This window comes from Leptolyngbya sp. FACHB-261, from assembly GCF_014696065.1.
Lineage (GTDB): Bacteria > Cyanobacteriota > Cyanobacteriia > FACHB-261 > FACHB-261 > FACHB-261.
Genome location: NZ_JACJPL010000031.1, coordinates 922,013 through 937,595, shown reverse-complemented (window position 1 = coordinate 937,595; position 15,583 = coordinate 922,013). Strand labels below are relative to the sequence as shown.

General features: G+C 47.0%; 13 protein-coding genes and 1 tRNA gene. 7 read left to right on the top strand and 7 right to left on the bottom strand.

Going from position 1 to position 15,583, the window contains the following annotated elements; translation table 11 throughout:
* Positions 1-9 precede the first annotated feature (9 nt).
* Positions 10-1,389: an MATE family efflux transporter gene (locus tag H6F94_RS29430; protein WP_190805797.1), complete on the bottom strand. Its 1,380-nt coding sequence runs from the start codon at positions 1,387-1,389 to the stop codon at positions 10-12.
* A 199-nt stretch (positions 1,390-1,588) separates the two neighbouring features.
* Between H6F94_RS29430 and H6F94_RS29425 the strand changes: the two genes are divergently transcribed.
* Both H6F94_RS29425 and H6F94_RS29420 read left to right on the top strand, forming a co-directional pair.
* The gene (locus H6F94_RS29425) at positions 1,589-2,458 is read left to right on the top strand and encodes a helix-turn-helix domain-containing protein (protein WP_199320698.1); all 870 of its coding nucleotides are present in this window, start codon (positions 1,589-1,591) and stop codon (positions 2,456-2,458) included.
* Positions 2,459-2,709: 251 nt separating this feature from the next.
* Positions 2,710-4,320 (top strand): tetratricopeptide repeat protein, encoded by a 1,611-nt coding sequence (locus tag H6F94_RS29420; RefSeq protein ID WP_190805795.1) that lies wholly within the window; start codon positions 2,710-2,712, stop codon positions 4,318-4,320.
* Positions 4,321-4,453: 133 nt separating this feature from the next.
* Here H6F94_RS29420 and H6F94_RS29415 read toward each other — a convergent pair whose 3' ends face one another.
* The 3 genes from H6F94_RS29415 to H6F94_RS29405 all read right to left on the bottom strand — a co-directional run bounded on the left by H6F94_RS29415 (position 4,454) and on the right by H6F94_RS29405 (position 7,477).
* Positions 4,454-4,903 carry a hypothetical protein gene (locus tag H6F94_RS29415; protein WP_190805794.1) on the bottom strand — a complete coding sequence of 150 codons (450 nt, stop codon included), beginning with the start codon at positions 4,901-4,903 and terminating at the stop codon, positions 4,454-4,456.
* Between the two features lie 724 nt (positions 4,904-5,627).
* Positions 5,628-5,843: a hypothetical protein gene (locus H6F94_RS29410; protein WP_190805793.1), complete on the bottom strand. Its 216-nt coding sequence runs from the start codon at positions 5,841-5,843 to the stop codon at positions 5,628-5,630.
* A 161-nt stretch (positions 5,844-6,004) separates the two neighbouring features.
* The gene (locus H6F94_RS29405) at positions 6,005-7,477 is read right to left on the bottom strand and encodes a hypothetical protein (protein WP_190805792.1); all 1,473 of its coding nucleotides are present in this window, start codon (positions 7,475-7,477) and stop codon (positions 6,005-6,007) included.
* Positions 7,478-8,188: 711 nt separating this feature from the next.
* Here H6F94_RS29405 and H6F94_RS29400 point away from each other — a divergent pair.
* Together H6F94_RS29400 and H6F94_RS29395 are read left to right on the top strand one after the other, a co-directional pair.
* Positions 8,189-8,581 carry a hypothetical protein gene (locus H6F94_RS29400; protein ID WP_190805791.1) on the top strand — a complete coding sequence of 131 codons (393 nt, stop codon included), beginning with the start codon at positions 8,189-8,191 and terminating at the stop codon, positions 8,579-8,581.
* A gap of 391 nt (positions 8,582-8,972) precedes the next feature.
* A complete protein-coding gene (locus H6F94_RS29395; protein ID WP_190805790.1) occupies positions 8,973-9,194 on the top strand; it encodes a hypothetical protein in 222 nt (73 codons plus the stop codon).
* A 168-nt stretch (positions 9,195-9,362) separates the two neighbouring features.
* Here H6F94_RS29395 and H6F94_RS29390 read toward each other — a convergent pair whose 3' ends face one another.
* Positions 9,363-11,510: a M1 family aminopeptidase gene (locus H6F94_RS29390; protein ID WP_190805789.1), complete on the bottom strand. Its 2,148-nt coding sequence runs from the start codon at positions 11,508-11,510 to the stop codon at positions 9,363-9,365.
* A gap of 472 nt (positions 11,511-11,982) precedes the next feature.
* Positions 11,983-12,390, bottom strand: a complete 408-nt coding sequence (locus H6F94_RS29385; RefSeq protein WP_190805788.1) for a response regulator — start codon at positions 12,388-12,390, stop codon at positions 11,983-11,985.
* A 751-nt stretch (positions 12,391-13,141) separates the two neighbouring features.
* On the opposite strand from H6F94_RS29385, the gene H6F94_RS29380 reads away from it, so the two are divergent.
* The 3 genes from H6F94_RS29380 to H6F94_RS33670 all read left to right on the top strand — a co-directional run bounded on the left by H6F94_RS29380 (position 13,142) and on the right by H6F94_RS33670 (position 14,854).
* Complete coding sequence (locus H6F94_RS29380; RefSeq protein WP_190805787.1) at positions 13,142-13,471, top strand: hypothetical protein; 330 nt, start codon at positions 13,142-13,144, stop codon at positions 13,469-13,471.
* A gap of 384 nt (positions 13,472-13,855) precedes the next feature.
* Positions 13,856-14,323: a C40 family peptidase gene (locus H6F94_RS29375; RefSeq protein WP_190805786.1), complete on the top strand. Its 468-nt coding sequence runs from the start codon at positions 13,856-13,858 to the stop codon at positions 14,321-14,323.
* Positions 14,324-14,440: 117 nt separating this feature from the next.
* Entirely contained in the window at positions 14,441-14,854 is a 414-nt protein-coding gene (locus tag H6F94_RS33670; RefSeq protein WP_396426466.1) for a zinc ribbon domain-containing protein, read from the top strand.
* 499 nt (positions 14,855-15,353) lie between these two features.
* On the opposite strand, the gene H6F94_RS29370 is transcribed toward H6F94_RS33670, so the two are convergent.
* Positions 15,354-15,426, bottom strand: a tRNA-Phe gene (locus tag H6F94_RS29370).
* Between the last annotated feature and the right edge of the window lie 157 nt (positions 15,427-15,583).

Below are 15,583 nucleotides of genomic sequence, written 5' to 3'. Positions count from 1 at the left end.
AAGATAACATCACTCGGAACCAAGGTAGCATCTTCGGGCAGTTAGCCTATGAAAACGCCACACGAAAATCACGCCAGCGACGGCTACCCCAATTGATTGTCCTGTCCACAGTCCAACACCTCCCAGCCCTAAGGGAAATCCCAGCAGGTAGCCACTAGTCAATCCCACACCCCAGAAAGCGAGCCCACTTAAAAACATCGGTAGGCGGGTATCTTGAAGTCCATATAATGCACCCATTGCGACCCGCTGTACCCCATCCAAGAGTTGAGCTAACGCGGAGATGAGCAGCATCGGCACGGCTAATCTGATTACATAAGCATTCTCTGGGTTGTCAATATCCAAGTAGAGGCCAATCACCTGTTGACGATATACGATTAAAGCGATGGCTGTCAGGACCATGAATGTTGCTGCAATGCCAATGCTGACATACCCAGCTCGTCTTGCCCCTTTAAGATCTTGCTGTCCGAACCACTGACCGACGCGGGCAGTAACTGCATAAGACATCCCCAAGGGAACCATGAAAATGATGTACATCGTTTGGTAGACCGTCTGATGCGCCGCTAGGACTTCGGTTCCCAAGATGCCCATGAGAAATGTGATAACTGCGAACAATCCATATTCCAAGGCAATAGTAACGGCGATTGCGACTCCAATCACCATTAAACGCTGCAGAAGCTGAGGCCTCAGCCGATGCAGATTCTGCAAGAAGCGGTATTCCTTTAACTGTGGATGCCTAAGAATGTAGATCAGGAAAATCAGGAACATTAACCAGAAGCTTAGCCCACTGGCTAATCCTAGCCCCGCTAACTCCATGCGTGGAAAGCCAAACTTACCGAATCCTAAAATATAATTGCCTGCCACATTGAACAGCGTTCCGATCACGACAATCACGGTCACAACATGGGCTTGGGAGATAGCCGATACATAGCCTCTCAACATCGCAAACCCCAGCGCTGGAAAGATTCCCCACAGGATGAAGTTGAGATACTGATCTGCAAGGGCAACGATTGGCGCAGGTTGCTGAAGCAAAAGTAATGCTGAATCTAAATGCCTAATTATCAACATCAGAGGGATGCTGAGAAGCACCGATAACCATATTCCTTGACGCGCAATTTGCTCGATTTGCCTTTTTCGGCCTGCCCCATAAGCTTCTGCGACCAGTGGGCTGACTGCCATCACGATACCGCTCGCTATGTTCAAGACAAGCTGAAAGGATACTGATGCTAAGCCGCCAGCTGCTAGACTTTCCGTGTTTAAGTGGCCCATCATAATCGTGTCTACAAAGCCAACAGCAGCTTGGGCGACTTGAGCACTGGCTAGGGGGACGGCAAGTTTTAGAAATTCACGACCCTCTATCTCAATGCTCGATTTAACTAACCTTTTAGTCACGATTGCTGTGCCTCTTCGCCATAATACTGATTCACGGTTTACAATCTAAGAAATTTGAATGCCGACTGACTACTCAAACCTTGCGCAACTATCAGCATCTTGCGATAGGTTCTAAATTCTAAGCGGCTACCATCCTAAAATCCCTTAAACTAAGGCAGATAGAAAGGTCTCTGCGATGCAATCACCAGTGACAACATCAATGCGGACTGTTCAATCGCCAGAGGCTAAACTCCAGCCCCCGCTTGTCTCCAGTCAAGTTTATGGTTGGAAGAACCTTGTGGTGGAAGAGTTTCATCAACCTCCGGGGCAAGAGCAATATCAGAGCCTAGCAGAACACACCCTCTGCTTATCGTTGAACCGTCGCCCTTCTCGTTTGTTGCAGGTGTTAGACGACCACCGTCAAACCAGCCTTTTCAGCAGAGGCGACTTAACCATTGCTCCTGCGGGAGTGCTCCTATTCAGTCAATGGCACCAAGATGATCGATACTTACGGATTCGCGTTACATCTAAGTTTCTAGAGCAAGTTGCTCAAAATGCACTTGAAATTGGCGCTAGTCGCATAGCACTCTTGCCAGAATTCAGAACTAAAAACCCTCAGATCGAACAAATTGGCATGATGTTGTTGAGTGAACTCCACGATGGGGGACCCGCAGGACGGCTCTATGTCGAATCGCTAACAAACGTGTTAGCTGTGAATTTGCTCAGAAATTATTATGCTGTTCAATCATCCGTTGTTTTGTACGCTGGAGGATTAAGTGATTGCCAGCTATTGCAAGTTACAGACTACATCAATGATTGCTTAGCAGACGATATTCAACTCTCTAGTCTCGCTGAAGTGCTGGGATTAAGTCAGTTTCATTTTAGTCGGCTCTTTAAGCAATCAACAGGAGTATCTCCTTACCAATATGTCCTTCAGCAACGGGTGGAACGCGCCAAGCAGTTACTCAAAACGACAGACCTGCCGATCATGGACATTGCTCTACTCTGTGGGTTTAGTAGCCATAGTCATCTAGGCAAGTGGTTTCGACAGTATATGGGGGTGGCCCCGAAAACCTATCGAACTAGCTAGACTAGCTAGACTAGCTGGAATAAACTATCTTTGAACTGGCTTGGCTTCATTTGCTGATCAACTCTTAATCGTGTTTCCTCATTGAGAGGTAGAGCAGGTTTGGTACCTCTGTTTGATTTTTTTGGGTTCTTAAAGTTTGGATGAAGCTCTGCCGGAACTTGGCTCAAGCCAACTCCAAAAACTGTCTTCTGAGGAGAGGTGCGTCTTGACCCATCACATCAGGCACCGCAAATTAAGTGAGTCAGACAAACATGGATTTAAGAACTCGAAATCCTATCCTTGCCATAGCCCTCTTCCTAATGTTGGCTGGACAGGCTGAGCAAGCCCTTGCCACAACAACCGATTCTGACAAAGTTCGTATGTATACGGAGGCAGCCTGGCAATACGCTGCAATTGCAGACTCAGACCGAGCGATCCAGGTCTTAGATCAAGCGCTGCTACTCACTAGAGGCATGCCGGAGAAATGCTTCCAGGGTAATTCGTTAGTTAGGGTAGCCGGGGGGTACTGGCTAGCGGGTCAAGAAGCTAAAGGCAAGCAACTGTTGGCAGAATCAATTCAGGTTGCTCGCGCTCAAGCAGCGACAGGTTGTAGTCGTAGTGCCACCTCACCTGATGAGTCGCTGCTCAATCGTGCTAAAGAGTTTTCCCAAGCTGGACATGAAGACATTGCCACTGCAATCGCCACTGGCATGGGCGATCCGATCACCCTGGCAGAGATTGCCAATCATCGTGCCGAAGATGGTGCCATCAAGCCAGCCAAGCAGCAGGTGCAACAGGCACTGACCTTCGCCCAAAATGTTCCCGCTGACTATCGCACCCTCATTTTAATTGGGATGGCTGAACGGCTGAGTCAGCCTGAACTCAAACGGCAGATGCTGCCTGTGTTGGAGCAAGCGCTTCAGCAGCCAGTCGAAGGTGGGGAATTGAGTGAATCCGAGTCATTGCAAATCGGTCAAAAATTCAGAATTGCCAAGCAGTTTGCAGAGGCGGGGCAACAGCGTCGAGCCATCGAAATCCTAGATCAAACGGTGCCTCAAATTCGGACCTTGGTGATTAAGCTTTACCCTGGTGCAAGAGTCTCTCTCTTGAGTGAAGTTGCAGAGCAATATGCAGTCCTGGGCGAGCAAACTAAAGCAACCGAGGTACTAGCTGAAGCTAGAGTGCTAGCGCAGGCAATCAAGCAACCGCAAGCTAGAGATTTGGGATTAGTTAGTGTGGCAAGAAGCTATGCCAAAGTTGGCAATTTTGATCAAGCTCAGCAGATAGCTCAAGCCATCGAAGAGGTGGAGGAACGCGAAGGTGCGTTGAGCGGAATCGCGATTGGCTATGCCAAAGCTGGAGAGGTGGAGCGGGCAACAGAACTCGCCACCCAAGTAAGAAGCCACCGAAACAATACGCTGGCAGAGATCGCGAGGCATTATCTAGCGCAGAAGCAGTATGACCAGGCGCTACAGTTTGCCCAGAAATGGCAAGTGAAGAGTGTTTTTCCGGAGATTGCCTCTGGTTATGTGGAGTCAGGGCAACCCGACCGAGCCTTGCAAGTGGTGAAATCAATTCCAGCACCGCCTGGTGAAACACAACACATGCAATGGATTTTCCCAGAGTTAGCTCGTGGTTTTGCTGAGCAGGGACAGTTTGAGCAGGGGCTTCAACTTGCTCGGACGATAAGCGAGCGACAATACAAGGCTTATGCCTTGCTAGGAATCGCCAAACAGTATGTCCAGCCCAAGACTGAGGGAGGACTTCAGGGTTTTGCTGCTGCGCTAAGCGATTGGTTCCAATCTTGGTTTGGAGAGTCGGATCAGGAGCGCTCCTTGAAAATTTTGGACGAGGTGCTGCAAGTTATTCAATCTGATCAGTAGACAAGCTAAGCGAGCAGCCTAACAACTCACCAAAGTCCCTGTGTTCGCTGACGTTGTTCTGATTTCTGCCCGCAAAAATAGCTTGAAAGCCAGACAATCTAGATTGTCTGGCTTTCAAGCTATTACCTACTGTCTAGTTGCCTAGAGCATCCTTGACGCCATCAACAGTGCGTTCGACAGCATTTTTGCTAGCATCTATTGCTTTTTGAGTCCGAGCCGCATCTTCATTTGCTCTCTTCTCAATTAAATCTCTATCTCTCTTGGCTCTACGCGCAAAGAAGCCACCCTTATCATCCGATGCTTTTTCAACCCGCTCAGCGTTTTTGTTGGCAGTTTTCTTAACTTGTTCTGCAGTATCTCGAACGAAACCTTTGGTCCGCCCAGCATCTTCACTCGCTTTGCCTTGAGCCCGAGAGCCTGCATCTGCTGATGCGATTAGGTTTGTAGCGGGAGCAGCCATTGCCGCGGTGTCAGAGAAAAACGCACCCTGCCAAACGAAGGTGATCGCTGATAGAAATAACAGTGTTGTCGCCAGCCAACGTCCTGCAGTCGCGAACCCTTTCATAAAACGATTTAGTTTCATAGGATACGATCTCCATTAGATTTAGCATTCCATTTCTACTTTATTTGAAGGCAAGCTAAATCTTTCCTTAGGCAGAGGTTGTTTTTATTATAAGTTTTTGAGCTACTAGAACTGGTCATCACTCAGTTCAATGAGGGGCTTGAGGTTAAGAACAATAGAAGTTATTACAGGAATTGGGCAGCTTGACCTTGCTCGTATTGTAGCGACTTAAACCCAAAGACCTAACGCGACGCGCAAAATCAGAAACAAAGCAAGCTAACTTTTAGCGGCCTCCGGTGAACATTGCTTTTGGAATGAATAGGATGTGGCCTGAAGCCTCCTTGAAGGTCACGCCAGAATCTGACCATTCAACAACAGATTTCTTGATATGTGTCTCAACATCGTCGTAGCCGGGATGAAATGAGAAGTCAATGTAGTGTCCGTATGTTGGACTACCGCTCTCAAGACCGACATAGATGAAATGATTCCGTTCGATGTGTATAGGAAAACCCCGCCAATCTATATCACTTTCAACTACAGACAAATAATAAGGTCCAGGTGATTGGTAATTTACGGATGTCGATTGGGGCCACTGACTGATCAATCTGAGGGATGGTCTATCCAGTAGGGACGCGATAACGGGCGCAAGAATAGATGAGCTAAGGATAATGAGAAGAATATTCCTAATAGGTTTCATAAACCTCAGCTGTGTTGTTACACAATCGGTTGATAGTTTGTAACTGGATTAGTCATTCCATGAATCTCGTTCCTGATCAACGTACTCCTGAGCATCAATGCCTTGCCAGATTTCTTTTCCTAACCCTTCCAGTTCCATGATGCTGTATTTAGGTTTTGGAGCCATGCGACGGCTTACTATTCCAGCTAACCCCGCTAACAAACGCAGTTGCTCATCGGGTTTAAGATTTTCAACTTGACGGCGAATGTCCTGACAAGTCGTCATGTAACTTACTCAATCGCCTTTACCGGCAATCATGTCATACTGTTCATGAATTAAGTATTCTCTTCGGGTGCGAGCATTTGTTAGACATCATACTTTCACACTTGCTATCGTTACCTCCAGACTGGTTATTGTTACTTACTTAGTACCACTTAGAACTTCTGCTATTGTCGGCTTCCAATATCTTGAGGGGAGAAATCTCCTAGAGGATGCTTGCGAAAGTAAAGTGAAACATTTTGTCTAAATGCTTGGTCTAATTTAGGAGTAATCTCAATCATTCTATCTCTAAGCATCTCGACATTATCCATTTTTAATGGGGCTAGAAGTTTCTGGGCGTTCTTAATTCGATAAGCCTCGATTAAATACCGTGGTGGTTGTTTGACGTAGATAATACTCCATGCGGCCCATCCAGAGAAGGCACTAATTGTGTATGGCTGGAGTTCTGCTCTCAGAAATAGAAAACAGTCAGCGTTTATGAATTGCTGCATGGGAACAACTTCAGCTAGATCTCCTTGAGTATGACGCTCGTTAAGTAGGTCAGCATGTACAGATATTGTATTGAGATTAAGGCGTTGTCTTCGATTCTCTAGAGAGTCGAGAGGTGAGCATATATAGGTAAATGGTACATTATCAGGCTTGCTATAATCGTAAGGTCTTTCAACGTATAAGTCTTCATCTAAGATTTTTGTAATAATCTCCCATTGCTCCTCGCGAATTAGAAATGAGAAAAACATTACAAAAAACTCATGCCCTACAAACTTGTAAAAGTCAAAAGCCTGCTTATAAAAACTGCCTGCAAATCCAGTTGGTGTACCGTAACGATTGAGAACTTCTTCAAACCCCCTATACATAGCCGTTGCAGCATTTAGCGCACTCATTGATGCAATGGCTTCTGCAAGATGAGAAAACTCTACTCCAAGTTCAATAGTTTGCCCTATTGCATCTATGATCATTTGGTCGGAAACCACTTCCGTCAAACTTGGAGCGATAGAATCAAGCCGCTCCACCAAGTCGGTCATGAACTTACGAGTTAAAACCTCCTGATTAGGTTGGGTATTTTCAACAGCTATTCTCGCTTGCTCACCTATGGATATAGGTTGAATGATTTTGCCAACTGTTTGCAATCTATGATCTGTAAAGATAGTGTCCAATGCAGCCACCAACTTCGTCTCAAGTTGTCTGCGTTCTGATGCTTTTTCTGTAGGTGCTTCGGGTATTTTGTAAGTAATTACTCTTCTCATTCGCAAGTCGAATGGAAGATGTTCTGGTACGCCAAATGCTGTATTCATAATCATGACGATCCGTTCCGGACCAAGAGTTTTGATAGCATAACCCAGTTCAATCAAAACATTCGGATTTGGTGTTGGACGGAATTGACTTCCTGAATTAATAATCGAAATATCACACACGAAGATGTGAGTTTGCTCGATTTTGGCAAAAATAGTACTTGCAATATCAGGTGATCCAGGAACACCAGTAGTATCACGATCTACAACTGGTTCAACTTCTATGGACTCATCATTGCGAATTGATTTCACCGCATTTTCAAGGGCTTTTTCGATAAAGCCACGATTAGTAGAGTTGGGTAAGTCTGACTGCCATGAATAGAATACTTTGCATTCTGGCATGTTGTGCACACTAATACTACTTCAGCTTTAGAATAACACTTGAGAACTTAACAAGTGTGACAGACAGCTACTGCAACAGTCCTAACAGATAATCAAGTGGACTGGGAGTTTACTAGACAGAAGCTATCTGCATGTTAACCTCAGCACTTGATGGGCCGAAGGTCTCAGCCTATGTCCAGGTAAAACGTTGAGAGTGGCAAGAACCTGATTTTTTCTACCTGTCAGAGTCGCACCAAGGTAAACGGTAACCCTGGTTAGAACAACCGTAGTCGGACAGGCTCCTTCACTGAAGGCAGATTTCACCTGCGTCTGGTCAAGTTTCAGAGCAGCGGAAGTGTGAGCAAGGCACCAGCTTGTGATCACAACAACCAGACTTGCTGTCGTTACTCCCGGACTTGCTGTCGTTACTTCCGGACTTGTTGACGTTACTCCCGGACTTGTTGTTGTAGGGACAGAAGTTGTTGACGTTACTCCCGGACTTGTGGAAGTAACGTCAACAAGTCCGGGAGTAACGTCAACAAAGATTTTAGTTGATCTTTAATTTGCTTTACATTTGTCATTGAGAATTGATCAGGCTACCTTTTGAACAGCCTCAGAAAATCTACTGAATTTTCTTGAAGAGGTAGTAAAAGTCTGTGAGATCCTCGTAAATCAAATTGGTAAACAGCCTAAGGAAGGTGGGAAATCTGACACTAGACCTTTCACTTAAGGGATGAAATCATGGCTCGCAGAAAGCGCACTTCGAGAGTTTTAGAAAAAGCTGAACTACGCGCCTCTGGCCTAAAAGCCGTTGATCCACAACTGGAGTTTGACAATTCGGTCAAGTTGAGCAACTTTACTAGCACTATCGAGAGATTACGGCTCAGAATTGATGCTTATAACACTGCTCTGGCTGTCATTGATTCTTCTACGACCGAGATCGCTGAGCTAGAGAAAAGCCTGGGTGATATGGCTGACAAACTGTTGATTGGCATTGCCTACCGCTACGGCAAGGACAGCGTTCAGTACGAAATGGCCGGTGGCGTGCGCAAGAGCGAGCGCGTGCGTAGGAGCAGCCAGAAACGCATCCGGGAGTCAGCAAGCCAATCCAACAATAAGCCTCAGACCGCCTAGGGAATGACGCAAATTAAGCGCATGAGCATCGGTAGGGGCAATCCCTTGTGGTTGCCCAAACTCTTTACTCAACTGACACAGGGCATTGCTGGCACAGAGTTCTGCGCCTGGATCAGAAGCCTCTGAAATTAGTCTCAAACTGGGCTTGCCAAACGCCTTACTTTGACTTATCTTTCGTTCAGTCCAGTTCTCAAAGCGCCGCCGAGGGTTGATAACCGCAACCCTCGGCGACTGACCTCTAGGTTGGTGTTTGCCAGCCCAAAGGCTACGACGGAGTTTAGCACTCCGTTGGGGTCAACCTATTCCAAGCGGGTCAGGCGGGAACCTAGAGAGGGAGCGAAGGGGCAATCTTCACCGGTTGCCCCTCAAAACCTATTGAGGATTTTTGGTTATGACTCAATCGCCTGCACCCACTTTTAGCGACAGCGATTTGAATATTTTGAGGGTCTTAATGCAGCGCTATAGTCTCTCGGCAGTTGTCGCTGCTCTCAGTCGAATTTGCTTTTGGCAAGCAGAACAGGCCGTGACCCAACGGCAAAACCGAGAGACCATTCGCGAATGGCGAGAGGATGCCAGCATCTTGAATAAAACCGTCGTTCAGCTCAATCACTGACGGTTAGTTTGTCCTGCTCAACTGCCGCCACAAGTCAGCTCAGACATGACCTCATGCCCAAGAAGATAGGGCTTGGACTAGCGAGAGCAACCTCAAATTAGCTTGCTATAGCAGGGACATAAACTATATGTCCCTGCTTAGACTCGAACTTAAGCTAGGCGACGTTAGTTACACCACAAAGATTTGACTTGTGTTGTCACTCAAAAGACTGGCTGCTTTCTTCGTCACCACCGCGAGCAGATCATCCCCTTGGAAAATCTGGGCACCATCAGTACTATCCGTAAAGGACAACGTATCCAGGCTAGTAACCTGAAACTTAGTTGAGCCCAGTTTGAAGTTATTGATGGTATCGAAGCCGTCACCCAGCGATAGCACCACAGTGGCCATACCAGGACCAAGCCAGATGGTATCTAAACCAGCGCCACTATTGATCGAATCCGCGCCACCTCTACCGTAGATCGTGTCATTGCCAGCCCCCGCTGTGATCGTATCGGCGTTGGAACCGCCATAGATGAGGTCATCGCCCGCGCCACCGTTGACTGTATCGTTACCGCCACCCCCATAAACCGTGTCGTTGCCAGCCCCTGCCGTAAGCGTATCGGCGCTGGAGCCACCGTAAATCAGGTCATCGCCATTACCACCGTTGAGCGTATTGGTGCCGCCTCTGCCATAAACCGTGTCGTTGCCATCTCCAGCCGTGATCGTGTCTTTGCTGGAACCCCCGTAGAGAGTGTCATCCCCAGCACCACCAATCAGAACATTGATGCCACCCTTCCCGTAAATGGTATCGTCACCATCGCGGCCAAAAATCACTTCAGCGGCGTTCGTACCTGTTAGGGTTTGGTCACCAGTTGGATCAGAGGATAATCCCAACTGGGCAATCGGTGGAATCTCACCGCTGTAAATCCAGTCTTGAAAGAAGGCACTCAGTTCTTGCCCACTCACTTCTTCAGCTACGCCAAAGAAGTCCTCACTCGTGACATTGCCATTACGATAGCGTTCGTAATAAGTCTGCAAGGTATCGAAGAAATCGGTATCGCCGACTTCTAGCCGTAGCGCATGTAAGGCCAATGCCCCCCAGTCATACACACCCGAGTTAAACAAATCATCTGCTGGTGGCAAACCGGGCGCAACTAATTCCGCCTTGGCATCTACGACTGTGTTGTACTTGTTGACTACCCACTCATCTAGAGCATCGCGGCCTTGAGTGTTCTCAATCCACAACCCTTGCGAGTAGGTAGCAAAGCTTTCATTCAGCCAGATGTCGCTCCAATCGGCCAAACTCACGCTGTTGCCAAACCACTGGTGAGCTAGCTCATGGGCAACCACCTCTTCAGTACTCGAAGCAAACCCACCTAGAAAAGCTGGGTTCCGGCCCAATTGACCCGTGCCGAAAATCGACAGAGTTTGCGTCTCCAGGGCTGCGCCTGTGTCTGTGTTCATAACCACAGAGCCATAGACATCAAACGGGTAAGGACCAAAAAGCTCACTAAAATAAGTGAGCATCTCCGGCTGAAGATCAAACGGCTTGAGTAGGTCTGGCGCAATGCCCTCAGCGAAATAATTGCGAATCGGAATTCCGTTCGCCGTTCCATCGGTATCGAGATCAAATTGACTGATATTAACTGTCGTTAGGTAGCTCGCCATCGGATCGCGAGCTTCAAAAATATAGGTAGTCGTATTGCCATTGTCGATGGTTTGCTCCAGCACCCCATTCGCGGCAACCTCAAAGGGTTCTGGAACTGTAACGCGGAATGTATAAGAAGCTTTGTCCAGCGGGTGATCGTTGACTGGATAATAATTCGCCGCGCCATCTGGTTCACTGAGAACAAAGCTGCCCCCATCAAAGATCACCCAGCCAGTCAGCACTGGAATTGCCACTGAGGTGATCTGCTCCGGCGAGCCGTTATAGTTCACCTTTACTGTGAACGCTTCGCCTTCAGCAAGCGTCTCTGCTGGCGTAATGGTCAGCTCCTGCCCATCACGGCTATAGGTTGCAGGTTTGCCATTGACCGTGATGCTGTCAACCGAGAAGCCAATGAGGTCCAAATTGAAGCTGGTGAGACCCTGAGTCGCCTCGGCTTCAATCGTAGTGATGCCAGTCAGAGTGCTGGTGTCAACGTCAGAGACGTTTAGATCAACGGTGTAATTTTGAACATCATAACCACCGTTACCAAAGCCTGGGTAAAGTGAATCGCCGACCCCGGCAGCACCCGCTGAAGGAGCCGCATTGGCAAGAGCTGCCCTGGAAATTGTTCTTGGAGTTGTTTCAGGTAGAGCGTCACTCAGGTTACGTAAGCTACAAAAAAGACACATGATACTTTACTAAAACTGGCCTTCGTAAAATACACAAGCATTGCGTAAATTTACTGTAGTAAAGCCTACAGGTTGCAGCGAGATCTTTGCTTTTTCTGAACAAAATTTCACAAACTCAATAAAGGCTTGACCACTGAAGAGGTGGCAAGCCCAAAGTTGCTAGATTTTGAATCACATATGCCAGCTCAAAATACCTTTCTTAGCACAACTTCCATCACAAAAGCGATTAAAATAATACTTGGCTGGCTTGCTAAACAAACAAGAGCAGCACTACCTTGATTTGTTTCAGCCTAACCTGAAAAGCTGCAAGATTAAGAAATATCTGCCCAAACAGCCACGGGCTAAAAGCAAGTTTAGACGGAGGAGTGAACTAGACTAAAATCTTGCGAATAAAATAGTGATTAAGATAGTCAAGACAAATAGCTACTAACTATTGAAAACAATTTGGTAAATTGAGTGAACAGATTATCATCTATGGCTTATGGGGCACACGTCTTTCCATTTCCTTTAGCAAAGACTGCCGCAGCACACACCTTACTGTCTCAACCAGTTCCATCGGTTCAAATGGCTTGGTGATGTAAGCATCAACTCCTTGCTTCATCCCCCAGTATCGATCAAACGCCTCGCTTTTAGCTGAGCACATAATCACCGGGATGTGCTGACCTTTTGGGGTGCTCTTCAACCAACGACAGAAAGCATAGCCATTCATTCCGGGCATTACGATGTCCAGCACGACCAGATCAGGAAGCTGATCTTGGACCATTTCCATACCCTCGGTGCCGCTCTGAGCTTCGCGCACCTCAAAGTTGCTTCTGCTCAATACTCTGGCAGTGACAGTTCGTGCCAACTCGTTATCGTCTACAACTAGAACTGTCCTCATGGTCCTCTACTGAATGAATCGTTGACTTAGAAGAGATGAAGCAACGCCAGATTTCTAGCTGTTAGTTGCGTTGGCTAATAGCCTACCAGCCACAGAAAAAGGTGAACACCGTGAAGATGCTAGCTGTTGAACTAATGATGACCTATCTCTAAGCAGAACTACAGGGGGCGAAGGAGCATAGATCTGTATTAGCTGACGTGAACTTACACAATATAGTCTCTCAACTCGCTATGTAGTGCTTGAAGAGAGCTTTTCAGGCATTCCGAGTGCACCCAGCTAACATACCCTCCATAAACACATTTTCCTGAGCGATCAGTAATGAACACATGATCAACGCCTGCATAGTTTTTCTAGGTGTAGATAGCTATGCCATTTCTGAAAACAATATGAGGATGAGACTTGGCAAAATCTGCTCTGTTTGCATCAGTTATGCCCTGCACCCGTTGAAGCTGATTGATGAGTTGTATGATTGTGGGCTTACTCGTGTCCCTTACAACATTTACTTCTATAGATGCAATGATGTTTTCCTTCCCTCCTATGATGTATGCACCTTGTATAGAGCGATTTGATCCTGTACATCCGCTTCAATAGCTTGCTCTGCCACCTCACACAACGTATTTTTTGATTTTCAGGGAAGTGACCTTATAATTACTGACAACCTTGATGCTGCTTCACTGCACCTTTACAGCTCTCTGTGAATACATCTGTCAAGGTAGACGCAGTGTTCTCAAGCTTGTAGCCAAGGTTCTAGATGGACGAAATAGTCAGAAAACTTGCTGCGCTGGGGCTTCCTGGTGTCATGCTAGTCGTCACAATGGCATTCAGTGGTTTTGCTGGCGCTGCCGCAATCACAACAGCTCTAGCAGCCCTAGGTGGCCCATTCGGTATGCTAGGTGGCATAGGGCTGCTAGGAATTGCAGGACTTGTTGCTGACGCTCTAAGCAAATATGGGATTGATTTTCTGCTTGCCGGTGTTTATGCAGAACGTAGAAAGAACGAGTCCAAAGAGAGTCTTGCCAGGGAAATAGATAGTCTACCTATCTCACTTGAACTGAAGCTCAAGCTAAAGGATTCTCTCTAAGAGAACTGTAGGAGTTGATAATGCAAGAGAATGACGTCAAAGCTCTAGCTTCCTTCCTAGCTACGCTTGCCTCGGCAGGCGCAAGTTTAGGCTCAATAACGGTAGCCACCATCACTGCTCCAATGCCAGGAGTATTAGGATTTGTTGGCTTAACCACAACCACCACTGTTGCATTGCCAGTAGCAGGGATCATAGCTGCAGGCGGATTGGCTTATTATGGAGCCTGCAAAACGAATGAGTGCATAAGCCCTCCTCAAAAGTAAAAACCAGAACTTAACTACGTAAGTAGCTCCTAGACAATAAGACTTAAAGAGCTATTTGTCTTCTGTTTTTCTATTCACTGCTACACAGCCCTAAAGCAATGAGAGCACCTGGAGTGAATAGATGGCTTTATCCATTGAAGAGATAGAAGAAAGAATCAGAGACATTAAGCGTCATGTCAACCGGGACAGTGAATTTTATGGCAAGCTACTTAATTGGCATGACTTCGTGTGGCATTACGGAATTGGGCTGTCAGATGACCTGATCTTTGATACGGGGCAAGGCATGCAGACCTTTGAAAGCCGTACAGTCAACGCTAACTTTGTGCTTGGTATTGACCAGATCGCTTTCAATCCTGGTGAGACTATCGAGCGTCTAACCCATGCCCTAAGATGTTTTGGCTCTTGGGACTACGGATTGCTTGGCTGGAATTGCGAGCATTTTGCACGGTTGATTGCCACTGATGTAGCAATCTCATACGAGGTACAGAAGACCCTATTTGCGTGGTTGAATCATGGAGGTTATCACCCAACAGCTCAGCAAGACTTCAGAGCTTACTTAAGCAAAGAATCACCAAGCTTAAATCGATAGGCTAGCTGGTCAAAATGGTTCTAGTGGCTAATAAGTATGTGGCTTACCTCTGAAGTAGCACTAGTAACAGGGTCTACCGTTACGGTTATTTGTTGCACTATAGCCTGAGTAATCCCTATGGCGAACAGCCTAAAATCTTGCCCCGATTGTGGGCACATGGTCTCACCCAAGGCCGCCAGTTGCCCTAACTGTGGTCGAAAGCTTACATCAATCTTGAATGATTCACTCAGGGTTGCAGTAATACTAGTCTTAGTCGTTGTTATTTTAAGTGCTGGGTATAGTGTTCTTCAAGTTTGGTGGATTGCTTCTCAAGACCGGGGTGGAGAAATTGGGGAGCAGGCGAGGCAAGCTCAGCAGAGCTTAGAAGATTTAGAAAAAGCTGTGGAGGAAGCGAGAAGCAGTAGCGAAAATGATCTAGCGTCAGCAACAGAAACCAATGCTGGCGCTTACTCTCCACCTACGCTAGAAAAATCTAACCCAGGCACAAGCTCAAGCAGCTCTCTCACTGACCAAGATCTATCCCTGAACTAGAACAGTTACCAATCAACCTGTGGGGATCCGTATGATCCGAATGGGACGTACTGGCCCGTGTTTGTAGATGGGGGCAACTTGTCAGAAGTCAGAGCCAATATCTGTGGCGATGCTCAACAGACCATTCGCAAGGACACTGGAGCTGCCTCTGTGCAAGTTGCTTCATTCATTCACTTCTTACGCTCACGCAATTGCTTTTGCTGACCGTATTGGTAGAAGCGTGGGGCAGCATACTTCTTATCTCAATGGAAAAGCGGTGAAGAAAGGCCAGTAAATCAGAGGTCAGGCTTCATCCCCGGACTGGGGTAAGCTCCCGCAGGTCAACTCCTTCGTATTTTGAACCATCTGCCCCAAAGCGCTAGCTGGTAATACTGTCTGAAATCATCGACATGACCCGTCGGCTTCACCACCCGAGGTGTGCGAGACAGAGGGCAGTGCTTACTACAGCGACGGGTTGCTTTTGCAGTTTAAGCGCCGATGTTTGAGGTGTACCAGGAGATGCCAGGAACCAGACTTGAACTGGTGACACGAGGATTTTCAGTCCTCTGCTCTACCAACTGAGCTATCCCGGCGTTGAAGCTTAATCATCCTAGCGCTGCCATTGGAAGTCAGTCAAGGCCTTCAGCCAATTCATTTGGCTTTTAGGGATGAAGGTTGTACAAGCACAGATATGGTAATCTAGTTCAAATACCCTTCAATAAGTTTTTGAAAACCTCTACCTGAGCGCTG